This window comes from Halobacillus litoralis, from assembly GCF_009856445.1.
Taxonomy (GTDB): domain Bacteria; phylum Bacillota; class Bacilli; order Bacillales; family Halobacillaceae; genus Halobacillus; species Halobacillus litoralis.
The window spans coordinates 42,607-68,378 of the sequence record NZ_WMFA01000007.1; the positions used below are offsets into that span (position 1 = coordinate 42,607).

General features: G+C 42.4%; 24 protein-coding genes, 2 tRNA genes and 1 other annotated feature. Of the genes, 5 read left to right on the top strand and 21 right to left on the bottom strand.

The window, feature by feature from the left end:
- Positions 1-72: 72 nt before the first annotated feature.
- Together GLW00_RS15260 and GLW00_RS15265 are read right to left on the bottom strand one after the other, a co-directional pair.
- Positions 73-1,377, bottom strand: coding sequence for a bifunctional folylpolyglutamate synthase/dihydrofolate synthase (locus GLW00_RS15260; RefSeq protein WP_160915485.1), 1,305 nt, complete (start codon positions 1,375-1,377; stop codon positions 73-75).
- Between the two features lie 51 nt (positions 1,378-1,428).
- Positions 1,429-4,071 carry a valine--tRNA ligase gene (locus GLW00_RS15265; RefSeq protein ID WP_160915486.1) on the bottom strand — a complete coding sequence of 881 codons (2,643 nt, stop codon included), beginning with the start codon at positions 4,069-4,071 and terminating at the stop codon, positions 1,429-1,431.
- A gap of 54 nt (positions 4,072-4,125) precedes the next feature.
- Positions 4,126-4,354 (bottom strand) — a binding site (T-box leader).
- Between the two features lie 130 nt (positions 4,355-4,484).
- Here GLW00_RS15265 and GLW00_RS15270 point away from each other — a divergent pair.
- Positions 4,485-4,673, top strand: coding sequence for a YszA family small membrane protein (locus GLW00_RS15270; protein WP_089652686.1), 189 nt, complete (start codon positions 4,485-4,487; stop codon positions 4,671-4,673).
- On the opposite strand, the gene spoVID is transcribed toward GLW00_RS15270, so the two are convergent.
- The 7 genes from spoVID to hemA form a co-directional block, all read right to left on the bottom strand.
- On the bottom strand, positions 4,670-5,656 hold the full coding sequence (gene spoVID, locus GLW00_RS15275) for a stage VI sporulation protein D (RefSeq protein ID WP_160915487.1): 987 nt from the start codon (positions 5,654-5,656) through the stop codon (positions 4,670-4,672). The genes GLW00_RS15270 and spoVID overlap by 4 nt on opposite strands.
- A 110-nt stretch (positions 5,657-5,766) precedes the next feature.
- Positions 5,767-7,059, bottom strand: a complete 1,293-nt coding sequence (gene hemL, locus GLW00_RS15280) for a glutamate-1-semialdehyde 2,1-aminomutase (RefSeq protein ID WP_160915488.1) — start codon at positions 7,057-7,059, stop codon at positions 5,767-5,769.
- 24 nt (positions 7,060-7,083) lie between these two features.
- Positions 7,084-8,061, bottom strand: coding sequence for a porphobilinogen synthase (hemB, locus tag GLW00_RS15285; RefSeq protein WP_160915489.1), 978 nt, complete (start codon positions 8,059-8,061; stop codon positions 7,084-7,086).
- 2 nt (positions 8,062-8,063) lie between these two features.
- Complete coding sequence (locus GLW00_RS15290; protein WP_160915490.1) at positions 8,064-8,828, bottom strand: uroporphyrinogen-III synthase; 765 nt, start codon at positions 8,826-8,828, stop codon at positions 8,064-8,066.
- Positions 8,828-9,757: a hydroxymethylbilane synthase gene (gene hemC / locus GLW00_RS15295; protein ID WP_160915492.1), complete on the bottom strand. Its 930-nt coding sequence runs from the start codon at positions 9,755-9,757 to the stop codon at positions 8,828-8,830. Before hemC ends, GLW00_RS15290 begins: the two co-directional genes overlap by 1 nt.
- A gap of 18 nt (positions 9,758-9,775) precedes the next feature.
- Positions 9,776-10,594, bottom strand: a complete 819-nt coding sequence (locus tag GLW00_RS15300) for a cytochrome c biogenesis protein (RefSeq protein ID WP_160915494.1) — start codon at positions 10,592-10,594, stop codon at positions 9,776-9,778.
- Between the two features lie 12 nt (positions 10,595-10,606).
- On the bottom strand, positions 10,607-11,980 hold the full coding sequence (gene hemA / locus GLW00_RS15305; protein WP_160915496.1) for a glutamyl-tRNA reductase: 1,374 nt from the start codon (positions 11,978-11,980) through the stop codon (positions 10,607-10,609).
- A 242-nt stretch (positions 11,981-12,222) separates the two neighbouring features.
- Here hemA and GLW00_RS15310 point away from each other — a divergent pair, with 242 nt between their 5' ends.
- On the top strand, positions 12,223-12,711 hold the full coding sequence (locus GLW00_RS15310) for a LiaI-LiaF-like domain-containing protein (RefSeq protein ID WP_335808488.1): 489 nt from the start codon (positions 12,223-12,225) through the stop codon (positions 12,709-12,711).
- A gap of 625 nt (positions 12,712-13,336) precedes the next feature.
- Here GLW00_RS15310 and GLW00_RS15315 read toward each other — a convergent pair.
- The 8 genes from GLW00_RS15315 to GLW00_RS15350 all read right to left on the bottom strand — a co-directional run bounded on the left by GLW00_RS15315 (position 13,337) and on the right by GLW00_RS15350 (position 23,118).
- Positions 13,337-14,059, bottom strand: coding sequence for an amino acid ABC transporter ATP-binding protein (locus GLW00_RS15315; RefSeq protein WP_160915610.1), 723 nt, complete (start codon positions 14,057-14,059; stop codon positions 13,337-13,339).
- 29 nt (positions 14,060-14,088) lie between these two features.
- Complete coding sequence (locus GLW00_RS15320) at positions 14,089-14,703, bottom strand: amino acid ABC transporter permease (protein ID WP_160915608.1); 615 nt, start codon at positions 14,701-14,703, stop codon at positions 14,089-14,091.
- 137 nt (positions 14,704-14,840) lie between these two features.
- On the bottom strand, positions 14,841-15,671 hold the full coding sequence (locus GLW00_RS15325; protein WP_160915498.1) for a transporter substrate-binding domain-containing protein: 831 nt from the start codon (positions 15,669-15,671) through the stop codon (positions 14,841-14,843).
- Between the two features lie 256 nt (positions 15,672-15,927).
- Positions 15,928-16,515, bottom strand: a complete 588-nt coding sequence (gene yihA / locus GLW00_RS15330; RefSeq protein ID WP_160915500.1) for a ribosome biogenesis GTP-binding protein YihA/YsxC — start codon at positions 16,513-16,515, stop codon at positions 15,928-15,930.
- Positions 16,505-18,835 carry an endopeptidase La gene (gene lon, locus GLW00_RS15335; RefSeq protein ID WP_160915502.1) on the bottom strand — a complete coding sequence of 777 codons (2,331 nt, stop codon included), beginning with the start codon at positions 18,833-18,835 and terminating at the stop codon, positions 16,505-16,507. The genes yihA and lon overlap by 11 nt, the downstream gene beginning before the upstream one ends.
- Before the next feature lie 257 nt (positions 18,836-19,092).
- Entirely contained in the window at positions 19,093-20,370 is a 1,278-nt protein-coding gene (gene clpX, locus GLW00_RS15340; RefSeq protein ID WP_089652698.1) for an ATP-dependent protease ATP-binding subunit ClpX, read from the bottom strand.
- A gap of 334 nt (positions 20,371-20,704) precedes the next feature.
- On the bottom strand, positions 20,705-21,991 hold the full coding sequence (gene tig / locus GLW00_RS15345; protein ID WP_160915504.1) for a trigger factor: 1,287 nt from the start codon (positions 21,989-21,991) through the stop codon (positions 20,705-20,707).
- Positions 21,992-22,137: 146 nt separating this feature from the next.
- Positions 22,138-23,118 carry a tetratricopeptide repeat protein gene (locus GLW00_RS15350; RefSeq protein WP_160915506.1) on the bottom strand — a complete coding sequence of 327 codons (981 nt, stop codon included), beginning with the start codon at positions 23,116-23,118 and terminating at the stop codon, positions 22,138-22,140.
- A 352-nt stretch (positions 23,119-23,470) separates the two neighbouring features.
- Between GLW00_RS15350 and sda the strand changes: the two genes are divergently transcribed.
- Positions 23,471-23,617 (top strand): sporulation histidine kinase inhibitor Sda, encoded by a 147-nt coding sequence (gene sda / locus GLW00_RS15355; RefSeq protein WP_202412530.1) that lies wholly within the window; start codon positions 23,471-23,473, stop codon positions 23,615-23,617.
- Positions 23,618-23,699: 82 nt separating this feature from the next.
- Here the strand turns inward: sda and GLW00_RS20555 are convergent, their stop codons facing one another.
- Complete coding sequence (locus tag GLW00_RS20555) at positions 23,700-23,864, bottom strand: hypothetical protein (RefSeq protein WP_167356075.1); 165 nt, start codon at positions 23,862-23,864, stop codon at positions 23,700-23,702.
- Positions 23,865-23,960: 96 nt separating this feature from the next.
- Positions 23,961-24,125 (bottom strand): hypothetical protein, encoded by a 165-nt coding sequence (locus tag GLW00_RS15360; protein ID WP_160915508.1) that lies wholly within the window; start codon positions 24,123-24,125, stop codon positions 23,961-23,963.
- Positions 24,126-24,247: 122 nt separating this feature from the next.
- Here GLW00_RS15360 and GLW00_RS15365 point away from each other — a divergent pair, with 122 nt between their 5' ends.
- Positions 24,248-24,637: a thiol-disulfide oxidoreductase DCC family protein gene (locus GLW00_RS15365; RefSeq protein WP_160915510.1), complete on the top strand. Its 390-nt coding sequence runs from the start codon at positions 24,248-24,250 to the stop codon at positions 24,635-24,637.
- A 509-nt stretch (positions 24,638-25,146) separates the two neighbouring features.
- Positions 25,147-25,332: an aspartyl-phosphate phosphatase Spo0E family protein gene (locus GLW00_RS15370; RefSeq protein ID WP_160915512.1), complete on the top strand. Its 186-nt coding sequence runs from the start codon at positions 25,147-25,149 to the stop codon at positions 25,330-25,332.
- 100 nt (positions 25,333-25,432) lie between these two features.
- Here the strand turns inward: GLW00_RS15370 and GLW00_RS15375 are convergent.
- Positions 25,433-25,506 (bottom strand) — tRNA-Arg (locus GLW00_RS15375).
- A gap of 173 nt (positions 25,507-25,679) precedes the next feature.
- A tRNA-Gly gene (locus GLW00_RS15380) sits at positions 25,680-25,753 on the bottom strand.
- Between the last annotated feature and the right edge of the window lie 19 nt (positions 25,754-25,772).

Below are 25,772 nucleotides of genomic sequence, written 5' to 3' on the forward strand. Positions count from 1 at the left end.
ACCACCCCCGCCCTAAAGACCCTCACAAGAATAAGACCATTTTACCATAAGAATATTCAGAATATCATCATATTACCTTGAATTTTCTTTAATTTCAAAATATTCCCTTATTCGAGAAATGAAATACAAGGAGCCTGTAATGAGCAGAATGCCGTCTTCTCCCACTTGTTCAGAGGCTTGCTGTATGGCTTGTTTATAATCTTCAATAGCGACGGTTTCGGCGATATCTGAGTATTCAGCCAGCTCATGACCTTTCAGAGCCCTCGGAAATTCAAAAGTTGTCATATAAGCTTTGTCGACTACACTTTCCAGTTGTTTCAACATTTTTTTAACAGGCTTGTCTTCTAATGCAGAATAAACGAGCACAACCCTTTGATCCGCGTAATGGCGTTTCACTGTTTCTACAAGAGCGCTCGTCCCCTCTTCATTGTGGGCGCCATCTATAATGGTCAAAGGAGCGTCCATCACTTTCTCAAACCTTGCGGGCCACCGTGTAGACGCAACCCCTTTTCCATAAAGATTTCGATCTATTTGTATTCCAAGAGCTCTTAATACTTCAGCAGACTGAATGGCCAACGATGCATTTTCTACCTGGTGAGGCCCTTTCATTTGACTGACAAACGTTTCAGAATGGAACGTTTCATTATCAAAAACAAAAATTTCTCCATCATCACTACTGGATTGATGAGTGAAATTAAAGTCATGGCCAAGTCTGAACACCTTCGAATGACAGGACTTTGCTTTCTGAGTGATTACTTCTATAGCTTCCTGCTGCTTCACACCAGTAACTACCGGGATTTCAGGTTTGATGATGCCCGCTTTTTCTTCCGCAATTTCTCCTATTGTAGAACCCAGAACATTCATGTGGTCATGTCCGATATTTGTGATGAGGGATAGAACAGGTGTTAGGATGTTGGTAGAGTCAAATCGTCCTCCCAGGCCTGTTTCAATCAACACAAGATCAAGTGGGGTCTCGGAAAAATAAAGCATAGCTACCGCTGTTATGATTTCAAATTCCGTTGGTTCTCCTAAATGCGTCTGCCCTAGTTCTTCAGAGAGAGGTTTAACTCTAAGCACGAATTCAGCTAAATCTTCATCTTGAATGGCTTGACCATCAACACTGATTCGTTCATTGAACTTCTCAATGTAAGGAGAAGTGAAGGTTCCTACAGACATTCCCTGCTGTTGGAGGATATAACGTAGAAAAGAAAGCGTAGAGCCTTTCCCGTTCGTTCCTGCGATATGGACAGACCTGAATTTTTTCTCTGGATGATCAAGCCTCTCCATCATCCACTCCATTCGTTTCAACCCTGGCTTCACTTTGAATTTCTCTCTAGAGTGAATCCAATCAATTGCTTCTTCATACTCCATTTCCATTCCCTCTTTTCAAAAAAGGAGAGTACTCCGTAGAATACCCTCCCCCTTTCTTTATGCTTTTAACTCTTTGATTCGCGCTTCTACTTTAGCACGTTTATCAAGGTAATCTGTTTCTTTTTTACGTTCTTCTTCAACGACATGTTCCGGGGCTTTGCTTACGAAGCCTTCGTTGGAAAGTTTCTTTTGAACACGTGTGACTTCCTGATCCCATTTCTTCCACTCGTTCTCAAGACGTTTGATTTCATCTTCGATGTTGATCAAGCCTGCTAATGGAAGGTATAGTTCAGCTCCAGTAATAACGGCTGACATCGCTTTTTCAGGGGCCTGCAAGTCTGTGGCAATCGTCAGTTCACTTGGGTTACAGAACCTTTCTAGATAATCGCGGTTCTTCTCAAGCTCTTTGACGATGGTATCGTCTTTTGCCTGGATCATCAACTGGATTTCCTTGGACATTGGTGTATCGACTTCTGAACGGATATTACGAACAGAACGGATAATGGATACAAGACGATTCATTTCCTCGACCGCTTCTTCATTATGGAAATCTTCTCTTACTACCGGCCATGAAGCCTGTGTAATAGATTCTCCTTCATGAGGGAGGTGCTGCCAGATTTCTTCCGTGATAAATGGCATGAATGGATGAAGCATGCGCATGGTCTGATCTAGTGTATAGGCGAGGATAGAGCGTGTCGTATGGATACGCGCTTCATCTTCTCCATATAACGGAAGCTTCGCCATTTCGATATACCAATCGCAGAAATCATCCCAAATGAAGTTGTAAAGATGACGGCCAGCTTCACCGAATTCATATTTATCAATGTTTGTCGTCACTTGCTCAATCGTCTGGTTGAGACGAGTCAGAATCCATTGATCGGCTACTGATTTTTCACCTGTGATATCAATGTCTTCATATTTCAAGTCGCCCATGTTCATCAACGCAAAGCGGGAAGCGTTCCAAATCTTATTAGCAAAGTTCCACGTTGACTCTACTTTCTCCCAATGGAAACGCAAGTCCTGACCAGGAGATGAACCAGTAGATAAGAAGTAACGAAGAGAATCCGCTCCGTATTTATCGATGACATCCATAGGGTCGACACCATTACCTAGAGATTTACTCATCTTACGACCTTCAGCATCACGAACTAGACCATGAATAAGGACATCATTGAAAGGACGCTCATTAGTGAACTCTAGAGATTGGAAAATCATACGGCTTACCCAGAATCCGATTATGTCATACCCTGTAACGAGTACGTTTGTCGGGAAGTAGCGCTTATAATCCTCACTATTTTCGTCAGGCCATCCCATTGTCGAGAAAGACCAAAGGGCGGACGAGAACCAAGTATCGAGGACATCTTCATCCTGCTTCCAGTTTTCCGGATCTTTCGGCTCTTCTTTACCGACATGAATTTCTCCCGTTTCTTTATGGTACCAGGCAGGGATACGATGTCCCCACCAAAGTTGTCTCGAAATACACCAATCTCTGGTGTTCTCCATCCAGTGAAGATACGGCTTTTCAAATCGATCAGGAACAAATTGTACTTGATCGTCTCCCTTTTGCAAGTCGATGGACGCATCAGCAAGTGGCTTCATGTCAACGAACCATTGAGTAGAAAGATAAGGTTCAACAACCGCTCCGCTTCGCTCAGAATGTCCAACTGAGTGCATGTGTTCTTCAATTTCAAAAAGGACACCATTCTCCTGAAGGTCCTTTACGATTTGCTTACGACACTCAAAGCGATCCATACCCTTATACTTGCCTGCATTTTCATTCATCGTCCCGTCTTCATTCATAACAAGAATTCGTTCCAGCTTGTGACGGTTTCCAATTTCAAAGTCGTTAGGGTCGTGAGCTGGAGTGATTTTAACAGCCCCTGAACCAAATTCCATATCAACATAATCGTCAGCAACGATTTCAATTTCACGGCCAACAATCGGCAGAATCGCCTTCTTACCAATCAGATGCTTGTAGCGATCGTCTTCAGGATGGACGGCAATGGCTGTATCTCCAAGCATCGTCTCCGGACGCGTGGTCGCAATCTCAATCGTTCCTTCCTCATCTTTCAAAGGGTAACGCATGTGGTAAAACGCACCTTGCACGTCTTTATATTCCACTTCGATATCTGACAAAGCTGTCTGCGTGGCAGGATCCCAGTTGATAATGTATTCCCCACGATAAATCAGGCCTTTTTCATAAAGAGTGACAAACACTTCTTTAACAGCTTCAGACAGACCGTCATCAAGTGTAAAACGTTCACGTGAATAATCAAGTCCAAGTCCAAGCTTTTCCCACTGGGCACGGATGAATTTCGCATACTCATGCTTCCACTCCCAGGATTTTTCGAGGAATTTTTCACGACCGAGATCATGACGCGAAATACCTTCTTCACGAAGTTTTGCGTCTACTTTTGCCTGTGTAGCAATCCCCGCATGGTCCATGCCCGGGAGCCAGAGTACATCATATCCCTGCATCCGCTTCACACGTGTCAGGATATCCTGTAGTGTCGTGTCCCACGCATGGCCGAGGTGCAGCTTCCCTGTTACGTTCGGTGGTGGAATGACGATTGTATAAGGTTCCTTGTTTTTATCTCCTGTAGCTTCAAAAAATTTACCATCCACCCAGTACTGATAGCGGTCCTTTTCAACAGCTGCCGGATCGTACTTAGTGGGCATTGAAAGATCTTGTTGATTCATTGGATCTTCCTCCTTTTATTCTCTTTGTAAATATAAAAAAACCCTTTCATCCTAAAAAAGGACGAAAGGGTTTCATTTCCGTGGTACCACCTTTAATTTACAGGAAATTCTTCCTGTACACTCAAATAAAAAATAACGGCTTCTAACCGGCTTCTTCTACTCTAAGTTCAAAGAAGCTGCATCAAGGGCGACCTTCCATCAACAGGGTTCCTGGAAAACTCTCACCGACTGTTTTCCTCTCTGAAGGAATTGTTCATGTACTCTTCCCTATCTAAGCATTTCACGTATAAAGACTATATTACATATTGTATATAAAAAAGAGGCATTTAGTCAACTACGTCAAAGAAAAAGGCGAAAACCCCTGAGCCGATTGCCCAGGAGCCTATATCCTCCAATGAAAAGAGGTGCCCTTAATGAGTCGTTTGTATCGTTACCGTCTGCCTCCTTGGTGCAGGACATGGTTGTTTGTTATTGAAAAATCTTTGCTTCCCATCGTTATTTTCCAGGCGCTTAGAACCATCATCTTCCCGACTACTTTCGATATCTTCCTCCTCGGCCTGGTCCTCGGTTTGTATCTCGCTTTCAAATATAAATGGATTTAGTTCGGAATATACACAATCTGCCCAGGAGAAACATCGTCTTTATAATCGTTGACTCGTTCTAATTGTTTCACAGATACGTCATACTTTTCCGCAATCGAGGATAATGTTTCTTCTTCCTGGGCGATATACATTTTCATTTGTGTATAGGTGTCCTCTCTGTTCGGGAAGAGGTGTTTGAAGATTTGTTTAATCCCGTCCATACCTCCAGGTGCCTGAGCACTCTCTTGATCGGACTCTTCACTGCTGGATTCTACACTACTGGACTCTTCGATACTGACTTCTCCCCAACTCGCACTATCATAAGAAGGCTCTTCCGGTTTTAACTGACTATTTTCCTGCGCATGACCGAAAAATTCCGGGAAGCTTTGTGATTTTTTATAAAACCAGCGGCCGTCGTCCTCATGCTCACTTTCATCCTCTTTCTCCTCAATCCGGAAAATAGGTGCTTCACGTTCCGGCAGAACCGTCGATTCATTTGGACTTTGTTCTTGGAAATTGACAGGGCCGATCGTTGCTGATTCATCGAACTTCGGTTCATTCGATGCTTCCTGCTGTTTTTCTTCCAGGCCGTTAATATTTACATGAGCATGAAGACGAAGTTGACGATTGGCCGGAAGTTCATAATCAAAACTTTCGATGTCGATCAACACGTCTTCTAAATTCGATACTCTTTCCAAAGGAACAGTGATTTCCACTGGGAAAGAATGCTGGAACGTATGAACCCCTTCTTCAGATGGTTCGACCGAATCCATGGTTCGTACAGAAGCGGCAAGAGGACTTTCATCCAAGGCATCCCCGCTTCCAGTAGGAATGTACTCGCCCGCCAGATCGACCGTTCCTTTCAACCGGACCTCATCTCCAAGTTCTTCAATAGTAATTTCAGGCTCTAGTGATATGCCAATTAACTCGCGTACGCCCTGTCCTTCCTTGAACCATATGGATTCATCTAAGTAAAATGAGAATACATTTTGTTTGTTTTGCAAAGTACGGTCCCCTCCCTAAGGTAATAAACACTTTTCTCTATTATCACCTTATGCGGGAGTTAGAGTAATATACATAACGAAAGCGCATGAGGAGACCCCATGCGCTTTTCTTACTTCGATTTAATTTCTGAAAAGACTTTCTCCGCTGCTTGAATCGTTTTCTCAATATCGTCATCCGTATGTTTGACGGATAAAAACAATCCTTCAAATTGGGAAGGTGGCAAATACACGCCTTCTTCTATCATTCCCTGGAAATAACGCGTGAACATTTCCAAATCCGATTGATTGGCTGTCTCAAAGTTCGTAACGGGTTCGTTTGTGAAGAAGAAACCGACCATTGAACCTGCGCGGTTTACTGTCAGTGAAATGTTGTGTTTTTCAGCGGCTTGCTCGTAACCCTCAATTAAACGGTCTACTTTTTTATTGATGGAAGCATACGCTTCTTCCGTCATAGCCGAAATCGTCTCATAACCGGCTGTCATGGCCAGCGGGTTCCCTGAAAGCGTACCCGCCTGGTAGATGTCACCGACTGGAGCGACCCGTTCCATGATTTCACGCTTTCCGCCATAAGCTCCTACAGGGAGGCCGCCTCCAATTACTTTTCCAAGGCATGTCATGTCAGGAGTCACACCAAAGTGACCCTGGGCACTGTGGTACCCAACTCGGAAACCAGTCATAACTTCATCAAAGATCAAAACCGTTCCATTGTCTTCCGTCAATGTTCTTAGCTCTTGCAGGAATCCTTCGTTTGGCGGAACGACTCCCATGTTTCCTGAGACAGGCTCAATAATGACAGCAGCTAAATCGTCTCCGAATTCTTCAAAGACATAGCGGACGCTTTCTAAGTCATTATAAGGAACGGTAATCGTATTTTGTGCAATAGATTCCGGAACTCCAGGAGAGTCTGGCAGTCCAAGAGTCGCTACACCAGAGCCTGCTTTGATCAGCAAGGAGTCTCCATGGCCATGGTAATTCCCTTCAAATTTCAAAATCTTGTCTCGGCCAGTGTATCCACGAGCCACACGAAGGGCGCTCATCGTGGCTTCTGTGCCTGAATTCACCATACGCAGCATCTCAATAGAAGGCACCCGTTCTCTCACCAGGGACGCCAATGCGTTTTCCATTTCTGTAGGGGCACCGAAGCTTGTTCCATTGGCCGTGGCTTTGGTTAAAGCTTCTGTCACCCTTTCATCGGCATGACCTAAAATTAAGGGGCCAAAACTTAAGACATAATCGATATATTCATTACCATCAAGGTCATACAGTTTTGAACCTGCCCCCTTTTCCATAAAAATCGGGTCCATTTGGACAGATTTAAATGCACGTACTGGAGAGTTCACTCCACCTGGCATTAATTCTACTGCCTTCGTATAGGCTTGTTTTGAACGATCAAATGTTTTCATTCTCCGACACCCTTTCTGTCCTCTTTATTGATTTAACCAACGAGCTGCGTCTTTAGCGAAATAAGTGATAATTAGATCCGCGCCTGCCCGTTTCATAGAGGTCAGTTTTTCAAGTACGATTTCTTCTTCATTGACCCAGCCATTTTGTGCCGCCGCTTTGATCATCGAATATTCACCACTGACATTGTAGGCGACCAGTGGCAAGTTAAAACGATCCTTCACTTCTCGCATGATGTCAAGGTAAGCAAGTGCGGGTTTAACAATCAAAAAGTCTGCCCCTTCTTCTACATCTGACTCAGCCTCTCTTAATGCTTCCAGGCGGTTCGCTGGATCCATCTGGTAGGCACGGCGGTCACCAAATTGAGGAGAACTGTGAGCTGCATCACGGAATGGGCCATAAAAAGATGAAGCATACTTAACCGCGTATGACATCACCGGAATGTGGCTGAACCCTTCTTCATCAAGCCCCTGACGAATAGCTGCAACAAAACCATCCATCATGTTGGATGGGGCAATGACATCGGCACCTGCCTTCGCTTGCGTCACCGCTGTTTTTGTAATGTAAGTCAAAGACTCATCGTTGGCAATATCCCCGTCACGGACAATTCCACAATGGCCATGATCGGTATATTGACATAGACAAGTATCGGCCACCACGGTTAGAGAAGGAAAGTTTTCTTTAATTTGACCGATCGCACGCTGCACAATCCCCTCCTCGTGATAGGCTTGACTTCCTACGTCATCTTTTTCTGCAGGAACACCAAAGACAATCACAGACTTAATGTCCAGCCGTACAAGCTCATCCATTTCCTCATTCAAATGATCAAGGGAAACTTGGTGGACGCCTGGCATCGAACCCACTGGATTTTTGATGTTTTCTCCTTCTACCACAAAAATCGGATAGATTAAATCTTCTGTACGAAGATGAGTCTCTCTTACAAGCGCTCTCATGGAATCCGTTCGGCGCAAGCGACGGTGGCGTTTGAACTGCAAATCTTTCATATTTATCTTTTCCCTTCGTTAGAAAAATAGTAAGTCATCTGTTTTAACATATGGGTGATGGTGAACTGTTCCGGGACGTGAACGTTCGTAAACCCCCATTTTTCTGCTTCCTTGGCTGTCGTCGGACCGATACAAAAACAGGGGATCTCAAGCCCCTTTTCCCCGACCATAGAGACAAAGGCGCGTACGGTCGACGGACTTGTAAAGGTTAATGCATCAATCTTTCGTTCCTGAATCCACGCAAGGAGTTGAGTCTTTTTTTCTTCCACTAGTAGCGTATCATATACAGTCATGGAATGGAAAAATACACCCTTGTCATCAAACATGCGGGGAAGAGCGTCTCTTGAACGATTTCCTCTTATGTACAAAATTGGACCAGGTTGAGGGTAGCGGGCAAGGAATTCTTTTCCCATCGAAGACGCATGGTATTTAGAAGGGATAAAGTCAGCCTTTATTCCAAAACCTTTTAAACGTTTCTCAGTTTTCGATCCAATGATGGAAAATTTAAGGGACGGCGGAACCTCCACCTTATACTTTTTAAGAAGCTCGAAAAAAAACTTCACGCCATTCGCGCTTGTGATAAACACCCAGGAATAGTCGTGAAGTCGTTTCAAAACCTCTTGATGAGATTCAGAATCATTCAATTGGAAGGAGAGAAGGGGAGTGTGATACACACCCCCGCCTTCTGCTTCTATTCTGTCAATAAATGAGCGCGCCTGGGACTGTCCTCTCGTCACGAGAATTCGCTTCCCCTGCAATGGCTGCATTATTGGTCATACTCCTCTTTAGCACGATCCACGATCTCCTGCGCTCCTTGAGCTTTCAAACGATCCGCCGCTTCTTTCCCCACTTCAATTGGATCTGTACCAGAAACCGTTTCATGCAAGATGGTCTTTCCATCAGGCGTTCCGACAAGCGCTGTCAAGACAATTTCCTCTCCCTTACGGTAGGCATAACCACCAATCGGAACTTGACAGCCTCCATTCAAATCATGGAGGAATTTGCGTTCAGCAGAAACCGTTGTTTCGGTGTACTCATGGTTCAATTTTTTTAGGAAATCGCGTAATTCTGAGTCGTTTTCGCGGCATTGAATGGCAAGCGCTCCCTGTCCAACAGCCGGCACACAGACGTCAGGCTCTAAATATTCGGTTACAACATCATCATCCCAGCCCATACGTTTTAGGCCTGCAGCTGCGAGAACAATGGCATCGTAATCCTCTTCCTTACACTTTCGAAGACGTGTGTCTATATTTCCGCGGATCCATTTAATTTCAACGTCCGGGCGTACAGCCTTGATTTGGGACCCACGTCTCAAACTGCTTGTTCCAACGATTGCTCCAGTCGGAAGGTCTTTAAGGGCAACATTGCCATTCGATACAAAAGCATCCCGATGATCTTCACGAATCGGAACAGCCGCCACCATCAAGCCCTCTGCAACAACCGCAGGCATGTCCTTCATACTATGAACAGCCATATCAATTTCACCATCATACATCGCCTGTTCAATCTCTTTGATGAAGAGACCCTTGCCGCCTACTTTAGAAAGGGTCACGTCAAGGATTTGGTCCCCTTTCGTAGAAATACGTTTGATTTCAAAATCATAGGATGGATCGATCTGTTTCAACTGTTCGATTACCCATTCTGTTTGTGTAATCGCTAAATTACTCTTGCGTGATCCGATGACAATTTTTCTCAAAACATTTCCTCCTCGAAACTAAAAATGAAAGTTAGATAATGAACCAAATAAAAAGAAGTTGATCAATAGAAACAGAAATGCTGCTGCATTGAATATGGCGATCGTCCGCCCCTGATAACCTTTTATGACTCTCAGCGTCAAATAAACGACATAGACGACTAGTACAAGTAACGACCCGAGTGTCTTAGAATCATACCAGTAAAACACGGCCGTAGAGACATATCCCCAAACAACCCCTAAAATAATGGCGATTAATAGCAGTGGGACCCCTAATATGATGGAAACATATGAGAAGTGATCCAGCTTCGTCAAATCACCAAGACGAAATAGTTTGGCATCCCATTTCTTTTTCTTTAATAAGCGGTACTGCAGTAAATACATGACAGAAAAGATAAACGATAAGGTAAAGAACCCATAAGAAATGATCGCTAAACTGACATGGATGACAAGAAGCTCATTAACAAGAGCCACTCCCCTGTTTTCCAAGACATTTTGTGCTCTCGTAGAAATGTGGATGATCATAATCAAAAAACCGACCACATTGGTGAAGAATACAAGAAAGTCCACTTTAAAAAGACGATTAATGATGAGGGAGAACGTCACTAAAATCCACGAATAAAAATATAATCCATCATAAACCGTCATAATTGGAAAGTCATCTTTGACAAAAACCTGCGAGAGTAAAAAGAAGGTTTGCAAAACCCAAACCATACTAAGTAACCAGAAGGCAGTTATATTCGCCTTCCGGTTATTTTGTACAAAGTCGATGAAGTATCCAATGATACTCAATCCATATAGAAAAAGGATAAGTTCGTAAACCCATTTGAATTCAAGCATTTCATTTCCACCTTATGAATGGGCTACAGGGCTGATGATGGAGATGGAATCACTGGCCTCTGTATCGTTCTTCACCTTCACGCTGTTCTTTTTTTCTTGTTCTTCCGCCTCTTTTTTCACCTGCTCTTCAATACCAAAGATTTGTGTGAATAAACGCAGGGTTTCCTCTGAATCCGGCTGAGCTGCCATTTCCTTCGCTTGAGAGATCGGTTCTTTCAACATTTGATTGATGATACTCTTTGTGTGCTTACTTAGCACTTTCCGTTCGCGATCGGTAAGCTCGGGCATCTTTCTTTCAATACTCTTCATCGTTTCTGCCTGTATATTCAAAGCTTTTGAGCGAAGAGCGGAAATCACAGGAACCACACCAATCGTCTGCAGCCACTGCTTAAACTCTACAATTTCTGCTTCAATCATAATCTCAATTTCTTTTGCTGCCTGTTTACGAAGAGCAAGATTTGCATCTACGATTCCCTGCAGATCATCAATGTCATACAAGAATACACTTTCCAGAGCTTCCATTGCCGGATCTAAATCTCTTGGAACAGCAATGTCTACAAAGAAGAGAGGCTTCCCTTTTCGTTTTTTATGAATAGGGTCCATCTTTTCCTTTGTAATGACATAATCTGTGGCACCTGTAGAGCTGATGACGATATCAGCATCTTCCAACACACCTTCAAGCTCGTCCATCGTGTGCGGTTGTCCATTGAATTGATCAGCTACGTTTTGAGCTTTAGCCAATGTGCGATTGACGACCGAAACTTTCCGCACACCAGAGCCGTGAAGGTTCTTAGCTGCTAATTCTCCCATTTTTCCTGCACCCAGGATAACGATATGCTTGTGTACAAGATCACCAAAAATCTTCTTAGCAAGCTCTACCGCCGCATAGCTGACAGATACAGCGTTTTCACCGATTTCCGTTTCTTTATGGCCTTTTTTCGCCATCGTTACCGCCTGGCGGAACAACTGATTGAAGATCGTTCCTGTTGTCCCTGCTTCCTGTGCCTGCAGGAATGCCTGCTTCATTTGACCGAGAATTTGAGTTTCTCCAAGAACCATAGAATCCAGTCCTGCCGTGACGCGCAACAGGTGTTCAATCGCTCCGTCGGTTTCATAAATGGAAAGAAAAGGAGAGAACTCTTCTTTGTCGATGTCAAACCAGTCGGCCAGAAACTGTTTGATATAATAACGGCCTGTGTGGATTTGATCCACAACCGCATAGATTTCCGTTCGGTTGCATGTAGAAATAATCACATTTTCCAAAACACTTTTTTGTATGTTGAGGTGCTGCATAGCTTCTGTGAGCTTATCCTCAGAAAATGTGAGCTTCTCGCGAATTTCCACAGGGGCTGTTCTGTAATTAAGACCGATAGCTAAAATGTGCATTTCATCTACCCCCATTAAACGTTCAAGACTTATCACATATCCATTAGTATATCACAAAATCAGATCGATTTTTCGTTCGAAATATGAACAGATTTTGAATCCCTTATGATAGGATAAAATTAGTTGGTATAGAAAATAATAACGATTTATTTAGAAAAACTTTAAATTATAATCCGTTTGTAATATACCAAAACCTACGCATTATCGCAAGGATCCGACATTTTTGTAAAATAGGAAAGGATGTGATTACACTGAATAAACAAAATTCCCTTATTGGACTTTTATTCATCGGGCTGGGCGTTTACTATTTCCTTCGTCATCTCAATATTCCCATACTGGCTCCATTTTACTCATGGCCCACTCTAGTAATTTTCATAGGTATCGCCTTCCTATTACATAGTTATTGGACAAAAGACCATTCTTCCTTGTTCACTGGTGTGATTTTAACTGGTTTCGGTTTGCATTTCATAGCCGTTGATCATGTTCCTTTTTGGCGCGATCATTGGGGTATGTACCTTATTATTCTCGGGGTAGCTTTTCTATTGCATTATAGGAAAACAAAGAATGGACTGATTCCTGCCCTTTTATTTCTCGGCATCGGAATGTTTGCCATGTTCGCTCCTACAAATCCTACATGGTTTCAATGGATCCAGGGCGTTTTCCAATTAATCGAACGCTTCTGGCCACTTGCCCTGGTCGCTTTTGGCTTTTATCTATTAAAAAAGAAATAACCCATCCTCCACTAAAGCTCCCTTTAGTTGAAGACTCAGTTTCGAGACTTTTGTTAGGTGGTTGGGGGCTGCGGGGAATAGCTCGCTTTCCGCGGGAGCGCGGTGAGCCTCCTCGGACTGCGTCCTGTGGGGTCTCACCAAGCACTTTTTTCCCGCAGGAGTCTCGCCATTCCCCTCCGCCCCTTTATCATAAAAGGTTCTCGAAAACACTACGATAAGGACAGCTCATATGATTATTAGAAATGGATGAAAGAACACCTCGCCTAGCACAGAAAAGCCTAATCCAAAGCGCTTCCCCCCCTAACAGTTGGATAGTAGAAGACCATCAAACTTGGTAAAGGGGTTCGTTACACTCCTACATCGAATGGGGTGGTTGGGAAGCTGCGAGACTCCCGCGGGAATGGATTGGCTGGCAAGACCCCACAGTGCGAAGCACGAGGAGGCTTGCCGTCATCCCCGCAGGAAAGCGAGTAGCTTCACAGCCAGCCCTGACGCCCAATAGCTTAACGAACCCCGAAAATATCTCGATACTGAGTCTTCCACAATCCTGTCATTTTCTTTAATAACTTTTTAAATAAGACCAAAACACAACCCCCCCCAGAGGCAGCCTCTGGGGGGGGTGTTTTTATAAAATGGAGCTTAGGAACGCTTGGGTTCTTTCTTCCTGCGGATTTTCGAACAAATCTTTCGGAGCTCCTGACTCTACGATTTTTCCATCATGCATATAAACGACACGGTCGGCGACTTCTCTTGCAAATCCCATTTCGTGGGTGACCACGACCATTGTCATTCCTTCTTTCGCGAGGTCTTTCATAGTGGCGAGAACTTCTCCGACAAGTTCAGGGTCAAGCGCTGATGTCGGCTCATCAAACAGCATGATTTCAGGTTTCATCGCAAGTGCCCGAGCAATTGCAACTCTTTGTTTCTGACCACCAGAAAGCCTTGATGGATAATCATTGGCTTTATCCCCAAGGCCCACTTTTTCCAGAAGTTCCTGGCCTTCTTTTTTCGCCTGACTTTTAGAAATTCCTTTGACTTGAGTAGGCGCCTCAATAACATTTCCTAGTACCGTCATATGAGGGAACAGATTAAAATGCTGAAAGACCATTCCGACTTGTTGTCTTACTTTGTTTAAGTTATCTTTTTTAGGATCAATTTGTTCCCCTTTAATAAAGAGCTCTCCGCTGTTCTTCATTTCTAAAAAGTTCAAACAGCGCAGCATTGTACTCTTCCCGGACCCGCTGGCCCCGATGAGTACAACCACTTCACTTTCTTCTACATGAAAATCAATATCTTTCAAGACATGGAGATCCCCAAACGATTTATTCAATTTATTGACTCGAATCATTTGCTCTGACAATTGTGTTTCCTCCTCTGTTAGTCACTCACAGCCATCTTTTTCTCAATCGCACTGACAACTAGCGTCAGTAGGAATACGAGAATCAAATACCATACAGCACTTACGAGCAACCAGGTCATATAGTCGAATGTATTGGCTCCTTGAGTGGTGGCTACAGCAAATATTTCTGATACACCGATGAATGCAGCCAACGATGAATCTTTCAAACCAATAATAAACTGATTCCCAAGCGGAGGCAATGCACGTCTAAAAGCCTGAGGCAGGATGATGCGGCGCATCGTTAAAGTACCGCTCATTCCCAGTGACCGACCAGCTTCTGTCTGACCCTTTCCAATTGATTGGATGGATCCTCGGAAAATCTCTGCAATATAGGCGCCGTTGTGGAAGGCAAGACCTAGCGCTACAGACCAGAATCCACTGATCATCCACACTTCCGTTAAACCATAATAGAACACGAAGATTTGAACAATCAGCGGGGTTCCCCTCACCACATAAATGTACACATTCGCAAGCCATTCCAACGGTTTGATTTTAGATATTTTCATAAAGGCAAACATTAACCCGATGACGATCGCAATTAAAATAGAGACCGCAGTAAGGGCCAGAGTCATTTGAGCGGCTTCAAAAAACATGCCTCGACTATCGATGAGTGCTGTCCAAAAGTTAGCAGAATACAAATACAATTGACTTCAACTCCTCTATAATGTCAAAAAGAGTACGCTCATTGCGCACTCTTCTTAACTTCGGTCTTCAACTGAAAAACGAGCATTTACTCTGGCAAAGTCGTAATATCTTCCCCAAAGTATTCTTTACTAATTTCAGCAAGTGTTCCATCTTCACGAAGTGTTTCTAGAGCTGCATTGATTTCTTCAAGTAAGGCTTCGTTTTCTTTTGCTACAGCAACAGCCTGTTCACTACGCTCAATCATTTCTTTCGATTCAATTTCAAGGCCTTCTCCTGAAGCTTCCTTCCCAGTCAAGAAATCTGTAATTACAGCATCATGGCGACCTTTTGCTAGTGATTGTAAGGCTACAACATCACTGTCATATGTTTTGATGTTCTCTGTCACTTCTTCCGCATACGTGCTATAAGTAGAACCCTTAGAAATGGCGATTTCCATTCCTTCCAAGTCTTCTAATGTTTCTACATCACTGTCCGGACGTGTGAAAATTTGTGCCCCGGAATAATAGTAAGGAGTAGAAAAATCTACTTCCTGCTGTCTTTCTTCCGTAATGGTATGACTTGCAACCGCCGCATCAAAACGACCGGTCTTCACACCTTCTACGATACTCGCGAACTTCTGTTTTTGAGGATTCGGCTCCAAGCCCAACTCCTCAGCAATGGCATTCGCAACATCGATATCAAAACCTGTCATTTCCCCACTTGCGTCAGTCATACTAAATGGTCGGAATTCACCAGAAGCAGCAAACGTAAACTGACCATCTTCAACAAGGTCATAAGCTGTTTCTTCTGAGGAATCACCAGTATCCGTTTCATTCGAATCCCCTGAATTTCCTCCTTCATCCTCGCTTCCGCCACAGGCAGCAAGAGCAAAGATCATGAAGATGCTGAGGGTAATCATCAGTAAATATTTTCTCATAACCAAAATTCTCCCCTTCATCAATTTGTCATTTTTCTGTAATAATAGCAACACTTTAAATTATATCTATTTATCAAATAATTCCCAAAATTGTACATCGTCCAAAAAATACGAAATATTGCTGATGATGAGCCTGACCTTCGTAATACAATCCTTTCCTTATAAATGCATGAATTTGCTTTAATATAATAAATATTTGCATGAATATACATAGGACATAAAAAACGACTTCCCCAATTGGGGAAGTCGTTTTTTCTTATAAATTCAAGTGCGAAAGCATGGTTTTCCACGCAACATCCTTACCTTCGCCCGTTTCGGATGAGAAAGGAATTAACGCATCCTCCTCTTCCATTTCCAACACATCATAAATCATTTTAAGCTGTTTCTGTCGTTGGCCTTTTTTGATTTTATCAAGCTTTGTCGCGATGACCATAACAGGGTGCTCGAAGTGTTTCAAATAATTGTACATCAATTGATCATCTTCTGTTGGTTTATGACGGATGTCGATAATTAAAGCTGTCGCTTTCAATTGCTCACGCTCAGCAAAATATTCTTCCATCATTTCTCCCCACTTCGCGCGTTCCTTTTTAGAAACCTTTGCATACCCATATCCAGGTACATCGACGAAGTGAAATTTATCATTAATGATGTAGAAATTCAACGTTTGAGTTTTACCAGGCTTCGATGAAGTTCTAGCTAAGTTCTTTCGTTGAATCATACGATTGATAAATGATGATTTACCAACATTCGATCTTCCTGCCAGTGCAATCTCAGGAATCGGTGCTTTTGGGTACTGCTTTTTGCTCGCCGCACTGATGACGATGTCTGCCGTGTTAACTTTCATGTACTGCCTCCGTTAATGCTTGTTCTAATACTTCATCCAAATGCTTCACAGGGACAAAAGTTAAACCTTCCTTAATGCTGTCAGGAATATCTTCCAAGTCTTTTTCGTTCTGATCCGGGATGATAATTTTCGTTAATCCTGCACGGTGGGCACTCAAGGATTTTTCCTTTAATCCGCCAATAGGCAACACGCGTCCTCTTAATGTAATTTCACCTGTCATACCTACTTCTTTACGGACAGGGCGACCTGTCAGGGCCGATACGAGGGCAGTCGCCATCGTTATACCTGCTGATGGGCCGTCTTTAGGGGTCGCGCCCTCAGGTACGTGAATATGGATGTCGTTCTTTTCCACAAACTCAGGGTCGATGTTCAGTTCGTTCGCTCTTGAGCGGATATAGCTGAAAGCCGCTTGTGCGGATTCTTTCATCACATCTCCGAGTTTCCCTGTTAATGTAAGGTTACCTTTTCCAGGATATATGGAAACTTCAATGGATAAAGTATCTCCACCTGCAGTTGTGTATGCAAGACCGGTAGCAGCTCCAATTTGATCTTCCAGTTCAGCACGTCCATAACGGAATTTCGGACGGCCAAGAAGCTCCTCCAACTGCTTTTCAGTCACTACTACCCGTTGTTTATCACCAGAAACGATGATTTTAGCAGCTTTTCTGCATAAACTCGCCAATTCACGCTCCAAACCACGAACACCCGCTTCTCTTGTATACCGACGGATCAATTTCAAAAGCGCATCATCTCGTAATTGAAGCTGACCTTTCTTCAAACCATTTTCCTTGACTTGTTTAGGAAGCAGATGCTCTTTAGCAATATGAACTTTCTCAACTTCCGTATAACCGGCAATGGTTATAATCTCCATTCTGTCACGCAATGGGCCAGGGATGTTTGATATATTATTGGCTGTAGCGACAAACATAACCTTAGATAAATCGTAGTTCTCTTCAATGAAGTGGTCACTGAACGTACCGTTTTGTTCCGGGTCAAGGACTTCCAACATGGCTGAAGATGGATCCCCTCTGAAATCACTTGCCATTTTATCAATTTCATCAAGTAAAAATACAGGGTTCACGGTTTCTGCACGTTTCATCCCCTGAATAATACGTCCGGGCATAGCCCCGATATAAGTTCTACGATGACCACGGATTTCGGCTTCATCACGGATGCCACCTAAAGAGATTCTAACAAATTTTCGATTGATGGAACGAGCGATGGACTTGGCAAGAGACGTTTTTCCGACCCCTGGAGGTCCAGCCAGACACAAGATCGGTCCTTTGATCGTTTGAGTCAGCCTTTGAACGGCTAAGTATTCAAGTACGCGCTCCTTAACCTTCTCCAAACCATAATGATCTTCGTCCAAAATCTTCTCCGCACGATTCACATCCAGGTTATCTTCCGTCTCATTCGACCATGGCAGAGCCACAAGCCATTCAATATAATTACGGATTACAGAACTTTCTGCGGAGCTTTGTGGGACTTTTTCATATCTTCCAAGTTCTTTATAAGCGATTTCTTCTACTCGCTCAGGCATATCGGCCTGCTCTATTTTTTCTTTAAGTTGTGCGACCTCTCCTGATTTTCCATCCTTATCACCGAGTTCATTTTGGATCGCTTTCATTTGTTCACGCAAGTAATATTCCTTTTGCGTTTTTTCCATGGATTTCTTCACTCTTTTACCGATCTTTTGTTCAATTTGCAGGACTTCACGTTCATTGCCAATCATGTCGACAAGCTTTTGAAGCCGTTCTTTCACATTCGCTGTTTCAAGAATAGACTGCTTCTCTTTTAGTTTCACAGGCAAATGGGAAGCGATCATGTCTGCCATGTGACTCGGGTCATCAATATCGGATACGGTATTAAAGGTTTCCTGACTTACTTTTTTAGATACTTTTACGAATTTCTCAAATTGATCCATCAACGTTCGCATGAGGGCTTCTTCTTCATTTTCTCCTACATGCTCATCCTCAATTTTAGTGATATTCGCATAATAAAAGTCCTCATCATCGACCAATTGATCGACATGGGCTCTATATAAACCTTCTACAAGGACCCGATTGGTGCCATTAGGTAATTTAACCATCTGTTTTACCCGGGCTATCGTTCCAATCTCATAGAGGTCATCTTTTGAGGGTTCATCAATATTCACTTCTTTTTGTGACACAAGTAAAATTTCATTATCATCCATCATGGACTGTTCCAACGCTTGTACCGACTTTTCACGCCCCACATCCAGGTGAAGGACCATAGAAGGGTACACAAGCAGCCCTCTGAGAGGAAGTAGAGGTATCTTTTTTCTCTGTTTGTCCGTCATTTCTTGCACCTCCGATTATTGCAGCTACGTATTTTTATCATATAGAAATGTACTTGGAAAGTAAACGAAACGGCCCCAGTTGATTCCAACACCGAAATCCCCTAACCAACTACTGTCAAGGGGCTCACTCCTCTAATACTTTATTATGAACAGAAACCAGCCTTTCATGCTTATGTAGCTCTTTGTCGATTTCATAATACAGAAGCCGTGCTACATCATTTTCGTAGCACGGCTTCTTGGATTTTATTCCTTAAGGTTTACGCACTCTCTTTAGGAGATTGCTTATTCTCATCTTCAACAGTGCCATCTGTCAAGACCAGCTTAGGACGTCCATTTTTAGCAGTGACTGTCTCTTTGGTAATGATGCATTTCTCAATGTCATCACGGGAAGGAAGTTCGTACATGACGTCCAGCATGATTCCTTCAATGATCGAGCGCAATCCACGAGCACCTGTCTTACGTTCTATAGCTAGACGCGCGATTTCACGAAGCGCATCTTCTTCCATCTCCAACTCCACATGGTCGATTTGGAAGAGTTTTTGATACTGCTTCACAAGCGCATTTTTCGGTTTTGTAAGAATTTCAACAAGCGCATCTTCATCAAGCTGCTCTAGGCTGCCGATGACCGGTAGACGACCGATGAATTCCGGAATTAGACCATAGCTCAACAAATCCTCTGGAAGCACTTTTGTAAGCAATTCTTTCTTCTCTGCTTCATCAGCTGCTTGTTCAGAACCGAAGCCAATCACTTTACGTCCCAGACGACGTTTTATGATCTGATCAATACCGTCAAAAGCTCCTCCTACGATAAACAATACATTGGTTGTATCGATTTGGATGAACTCTTGATGAGGATGTTTACGTCCACCTTGTGGCGGTACACTCGCTTGAGTTCCCTCAAGTATTTTCAGTAACGCTTGCTGTACACCTTCACCAGAGACATCTCTCGTGATGGAAGGGTTTTCTGATTTACGGGCCACTTTATCGATTTCATCGATATAAATGATTCCTTTTTCCGCTTTCTCCACATCATAATCTGCTGCTTGAATCAACTTCAACAGAATGTTCTCAACATCTTCACCAACGTAACCTGCTTCTGTTAAGGAAGTAGCATCAGCAATGGCAAATGGAACGTTCAGAATACGTGCCAACGTTTGAGCGAGTAAGGTTTTACCGCTACCTGTAGGCCCAAGCATGAGGATGTTACTTTTCGCAAGTTCTACATCATCATTTTTCACACCTGCATTGATACGCTTATAATGGTTATAAACGGCTACAGACAGGTTCTTTTTAGCTTGATCCTGGCCAATGACGTAGTCGCTTAGAATTTCACGAATTTCTTGAGGTTTCGGTACCTCTTTGAATTCTACTTCTTCTTCATTACCTAGCTCTTCTTCAACGATTTCTGTACAAAGTTCAATACATTCATCACATATATATACGCCAGGTCCTGCTACGAGCTTACGGACTTGTTCCTGACTTTTACCGCAGAAAGAACATTTCAACTGTCCTTTTTCATCGTTAAATTTAAACATTCGTTTCACCCCTTATTATAATGACGCAATCGTTGCGACTGAAGTTTCATGATACGACGCTTACGTTCCCACTTCACTTCTTTTGCTCATCATATCAGATTAACTTCAAACAAAAAAGCAATACCTTTTCAGAGGTGTGCGCAACTTTTTCTGCACCATCCTCATTATGTAATTCAACTGCAGATAAGTCAAACGATGGAGCACCAGTACTATTGTATGTAAACAGCTGGAGAAGTATCAACTATCTTCCCCATTATTCTCTACCTCTATACTCTTTAATATAGAAATATATGAGAAGACAAGGTGCGATCATGCACCTTGTCTTCTTAGTTTATTATTCAGCTTTAGAATTTGCAACTAGAACGTCAATGGCTTTGCGGACTTTAAGATCTTCTTTGATCATGTCCGTATTACCACCAAGCATTTGCGTCAATTGAGCAACATCTGTCTGGTACATGGAAGCCATGTTCTCAAGTTCAGCGTTCACATCTTCTTCAGAAGCTGCGACATTTTCCGCCTCTGCGATCGCTTCAAGAGTTAGGTTCGTTTTCACGCGCTTCGCTGCATCTTCTTTCATCTGCTCACGAAGGGCATCTTCGTCTTGACCAGTGAATTGGAAGTACATGTCTTTTGTCATGCCTTGCATTTGCAGACGCTGTTCGAATTCCTGTACCATGCGGTCAAGCTCTGTATCCACCATAGCATCCGGAATTTCAACTTCAGCATTTTCAGAAGCTTGTGTTACAAGCGTGTCACGCTTGCTGTTTTCAGCGTCTGTTTTCTTCTGCTCTTCGAGACGCTCACGAGTTTTCTTCTTCAGTTCATCAAGAGACTCGACCTCTTCGTCGACATCTTTCGCAAACTCATCATCAAGCTCAGGAAGTTCTTTTCCTTTTACTTCATGAAGTTTAACTTTGAATGTCGCAGATTTACCAGCTAGATCTTCTGCGTGGTATTCTTCAGGGAAAGTTACTTCGACGTCTGTTTCTTCTCCTGCTTTCTTACCAACCAGCTGTTCTTCGAAACCTGGGATAAAGGAACCGGAGCCAACTTCTAGAGAGTAGTTGTCTGCCTGTCCACCTTCGAACGCTTCGCCATCAACGAAACCTTCGAAATCCATAACGACTGTGTCGCCATTTTCAACCGCAGCATCCTCTTTAACGACTAGCTCTGCTTGACGCTCCTGCATCTGCTTCAGTTCGTTTTCAACATCTTCATCTGATACTTCAGTATCCTGCTCTTCTACGACAAGTCCTTTGTAATCGCCCAGTTTCACTTCAGGCTTCACTGTAACCTCAGCAGTGAATACAAGATCCTGGCCTTTTTCAATTTGTTTAACGTCTACTTCCGGACGATCGACTGGCTCAATTCCAGTTTCTTCAACAGCTTCTGTGTAAGCTTGTGGAAGAACAATATCAAGGGCATCCTGATAAAGTGACTCCACTCCGAAACGCTGTTCGAAAAGTTTACGAGGTACTTTACCTTTACGGAATCCAGGTACTTGAACCTGTTGAACTACTTTTTTGAAGGCTTGATCAAGTGCTTTGTCGAACTCACTTGCAGGTACTTCTACTGTCAAAGTCCCCTGATTGCCTTCTTGCTTTTCCCATTTTGCTGACATAAAAAATTCCCTCCAACATCTATTCATTCATTTTCGTCCGAAGACGATGATCTGACGATTCTATGACTCTTTTTACATACGAATCTCGTTTGCAACCACTACATTATAACATAATCCTACAGCCTTTCAAGCCGTGAGCTGTTCATTTATTCACCTACGATCAACACGTAATGCTGTTCACATAGTTCGATTTCAGATTTGTATTTCTCCACGTTTTCCAATTCCTCATTCACAGACATTGGGAGCTGTAAATAATCATGTCCTAATTGTTTAAGGGCTTCGACTAGAATCGGGACTTCCTTTTCATTAGGAAATATTGGATAACGCACATAGCAATAATGATATAATAGACGATTGATCATTTCATACATGGTCGGGTTGTTTTGTTCAATTTGACCGAGTCTCATTTGTATCTGTTTAATGATGTAATCGGAATGAAGCTGTGTTAATTCCGAAGGGACGACGGTTGATGTCTGCCCGAATTTCTTAATGGTCAACTCCTCCGTCCAACCAGCATCCCGGAACCATTCTAAAATGGAGGATTTAATAATCGGGTGGACTGTCTCATTTATTAAAACCCGTTGAAACTCATCCGCAAAAAGTTCAGGAGACTGTTTTTTTAATTGGTCAACCGCTTGCCATTGCTTATGTATATCATCAGAATCCAGGGCGTATTTAAATTCATCAAAATACTTCGTACCTTCCTCTTTATGACGATCTTCGAGAAGTTTCCTGCTCACTTCAAACATCTGCCAAAGTTGCGTACGACTCTGATGGGGTATGTCTTCTGATTCGAACACTTCTTCCAAGAGATTTATGATTTCTTCATACTGGTTACTCTGAAATAAGATGGTGATATAGATATGTAAATAATGGTAGTACTGTTCATAGTCTTCCTTCATTTGTTTTTGACACAATTCTCCCGCTTCATCATACAACCCGAGTTCAATCCAACTCATCAGAAGTCCTGTAATCACATCCCCATTTGCAACACCATACTCCACAAGGGGCTCCAAAGCTTCTGAAGCATCTTTATATCTTTTTTCCTTTAACGCGTCCAGCCCTGTACGTTCCAGAGCGGTTTTCCATTTTGGGAACATCACTAAGTTCCCGTTTTTATTTTCCATAAGACACCCTTCCCTAAGAGTTTATACTTCCACATTCTATCCTTATCCTATGTTTTTCAAACCTCTATTCATTTAGCTTATTAGGATATACTAAAGTATATTCATAAGAAACACAAAGAATACACATCTCCATCTGAAATCCGTTTCCGATCCGTCACTATTCGTTAAGTAAATACAAAGAAAGACAAACGATTTCACTATTCAAAAACCTCAATTTAGTAAATTATCTGAAAATGTTTGATATTAGCAGAAAACAGGACTTTATACTCATGAAGATTCCGCTTTTTTTGCTAAAATAAGTGAATGTGAATAAAATTTCACCGAATTATAAAATTTAAGGGGATGTATCGTTTTGTCATTGCTAGATGATCAAACATTGCTGGAAACGTACATAGAATCCGTGAAACTTCAATTAGATGATGAATTCGTCCACTTATTGACGAAAGAAATTGATAAGCGATCTATGGAATTGCCTAAAGGAAATCTCCAACTTACATGAATCGACATCGAACGCTCTCCTTATCGAGAACGTTTCTATAGAGGAAATGAGAAAGGGTGTGCTAAGTAGCACACCCTTTCTTTTATTGATTAGAGGTTGGGTTGCTCTGACGTTGCCCTGACATTTTAGCAATGCTCGGGATAACGTTCTGCAACTGCCCTGCCTGACCAGTCATCATGCTGTAGGTGGCAGCACCGATTCCGATAGAAGCGACAATCGGCAACCACTGAACATTCTTCTTCTCCATCCTGATCACTCCTCAAATCGCTTGGCTTTTATAGCCATTCCTATTGTTACCGGGAGAAGGATCATGTATGTGAGTTAAAACCATCATCTGTACCCTTTATTTACCTTTAAGTAATACACCGATTAAGAATAGCGGCCAAAGAATGACCCACCCTAATAACACGAACATGTATATGGACTTCTCTTCTCTACTCTGGTTTTTTGGTTCTTGTTGCTGGAAGCAAAAAAACATACCAATCAGCACGTAAGTGAAGGCTATCAAACGAATCACTCCTCTACACCATAGCGTATGAAAAATACGTGATATGTGCCCCACCTTATGCAAACCTTTTTAAGAACGCCCTGATGTAAAACATGGTAAAATGATCGTAGAGGTGATGAAATATGGAACGAATTATTCTTTTTGACGGGGAATGCCATTTCTGCAATCAAAGTGTGCAATTCATTATAAAAAGAGATCCCGAAGGACATTTTAAATTCGCTTCTCAACAAAGCCAGGCTGGACAATCATTGATGAGACAGCATGAAATTCCTAAGGAAGTGGATAGTATTGTCCTTATTGATGGTTCAAAGTCTTACCTTCGTTCTTCAGCTGCGTTGAGAGTATGTAAGCATTTGAAGGGTGTTTGGAAGGTTGGTTTTGCCATGATTATTGTTCCTAAACGGATAAGGGATGGGGTGTACAACCTCTTGTCTAACAATCGATACAAATGGTTCGGTAGAGAGGAAGCCTGCCCACTTCCTTCACCAGAAATCAGGAGACGCTTTTTGTAAACTCCTTTACACAAAAAAGAAGCGTCTAATGATAGGACGCTTCTTTCGTTGCCTAAAAGACGATCACTTACGGATTTACAAAGGAAATACTTTTCAGTTGAACCTTTAATGCTTGTTTGCCAATGGAAAATATATCTTTTTTGAGCCTGCTTTTTGAAGTAGCATTATTAGTATAGTCTTCCCCACAGATTCTTACCGCCACCTTCTATTTTTTATTTCCTCACACCTAACACATGATAGTCATTACTTTCACGAAAAACTTGTTCATAGATTCAGTAGATACACATGAGTTTCTAAGATTGAATGAAGGCTTTCCTACTATGTTTACTTTATAGGTATAACTAAAGCATTTGTAGTGAGTGTAAGAAATATTTCTGATCGCCTTTTTTCCATCTAGTCCTTCCAAAATAAAAAATAATTTGATAATTATGACATTTTTTCAAAATAGTTTCAAATTTTCACTCTAAGTCAATTACATAAGGTAAAATATTGTAAAAAGGGGATTTATTATGGATTGCGAAAAATTAAAAAATGAAATTGAAGATAAAAGAAGGGAAATGTACCAAGCCTTTCTGATCGACCAAAATTACAACAACGCTCTTACTAAATCTCAGGAACTTGATGCTATGCTAAATAAATTCAGACGCTTGTGCCAAAAACCATTTATAATCGCTATGTCCATTTTAATGCTTTGAATGTGGAATGGGATGTACCCTTTCTCTTGAAAAATTGAGCTTGTTAAGCACAAAAAAACTGTTTCTTTTGTTTTTACAAAAGAAACAGTTTTTTATTTAGCGTCCCAGGAGAGATTCGAACTCCCGACCCACAGCTTAGAAGGCTGTTGCTCTATCCAGCTGAGCTACTGGGACATGTAAAAGTATGTAGTTGAAAGCGCAAACTTTTGTCGGCTGTCGTCCCGATTTCTTAGGTTAATTCGAGATGTTTTGAAATCGGTACGTTGTAGCATCACTTCGAAGCATATTCGATCATGCTCTATCCAGCTGAGCTACTAGGCCATACTCATTAAGTTTGAAATATGTAATGGAGCGGGTGAAGGGAATCGAACCCTCGTCATCAGCTTGGAAGGCTGAGGTTTTACCATTAAACTACACCCGCATCGTTAAGAGTTCATTGC

Coding starts and splice junctions, on each gene's coding strand:
- GLW00_RS15260 (WP_160915485.1), bottom strand. CDS start 1,377: ATGGAAATGGAGTATGAAGAAGCAATTGATTGGATTCACTCTAGAGAG.
- GLW00_RS15265 (WP_160915486.1), bottom strand. CDS start 4,071: ATGAATCAACAAGATCTTTCAATGCCCACTAAGTACGATCCGGCAGCT.
- GLW00_RS15270 (WP_089652686.1), top strand. CDS start 4,485: ATGAGTCGTTTGTATCGTTACCGTCTGCCTCCTTGGTGCAGGACATGG.
- hemL (WP_160915488.1), bottom strand. CDS start 7,059: ATGAAAACATTTGATCGTTCAAAACAAGCCTATACGAAGGCAGTAGAA.
- hemB (WP_160915489.1), bottom strand. CDS start 8,061: ATGAAAGATTTGCAGTTCAAACGCCACCGTCGCTTGCGCCGAACGGAT.
- GLW00_RS15290 (WP_160915490.1), bottom strand. CDS start 8,828: ATGCAGCCATTGCAGGGGAAGCGAATTCTCGTGACGAGAGGACAGTCC.
- GLW00_RS15300 (WP_160915494.1), bottom strand. CDS start 10,594: ATGCTTGAATTCAAATGGGTTTACGAACTTATCCTTTTTCTATATGGA.
- hemA (WP_160915496.1), bottom strand. CDS start 11,980: ATGCACATTTTAGCTATCGGTCTTAATTACAGAACAGCCCCTGTGGAA.
- GLW00_RS15315 (WP_160915610.1), bottom strand. CDS start 14,059: ATGATTCGAGTCAATAAATTGAATAAATCGTTTGGGGATCTCCATGTC.
- GLW00_RS15320 (WP_160915608.1), bottom strand. CDS start 14,703: ATGTTTTTTGAAGCCGCTCAAATGACTCTGGCCCTTACTGCGGTCTCT.
- GLW00_RS15325 (WP_160915498.1), bottom strand. CDS start 15,671: ATGAGAAAATATTTACTGATGATTACCCTCAGCATCTTCATGATCTTT.
- yihA (WP_160915500.1), bottom strand. CDS start 16,515: ATGAAAGTTAACACGGCAGACATCGTCATCAGTGCGGCGAGCAAAAAG.
- lon (WP_160915502.1), bottom strand. CDS start 18,835: ATGACGGACAAACAGAGAAAAAAGATACCTCTACTTCCTCTCAGAGGG.
- clpX (WP_089652698.1), bottom strand. CDS start 20,370: ATGTTTAAATTTAACGATGAAAAAGGACAGTTGAAATGTTCTTTCTGC.
- tig (WP_160915504.1), bottom strand. CDS start 21,991: ATGTCAGCAAAATGGGAAAAGCAAGAAGGCAATCAGGGGACTTTGACA.
- GLW00_RS15350 (WP_160915506.1), bottom strand. CDS start 23,118: ATGGAAAATAAAAACGGGAACTTAGTGATGTTCCCAAAATGGAAAACC.
- GLW00_RS20555 (WP_167356075.1), bottom strand. CDS start 23,864: ATGGAGAAGAAGAATGTTCAGTGGTTGCCGATTGTCGCTTCTATCGGA.
- GLW00_RS15365 (WP_160915510.1), top strand. CDS start 24,248: ATGGAACGAATTATTCTTTTTGACGGGGAATGCCATTTCTGCAATCAA.
- GLW00_RS15370 (WP_160915512.1), top strand. CDS start 25,147: ATGGATTGCGAAAAATTAAAAAATGAAATTGAAGATAAAAGAAGGGAA.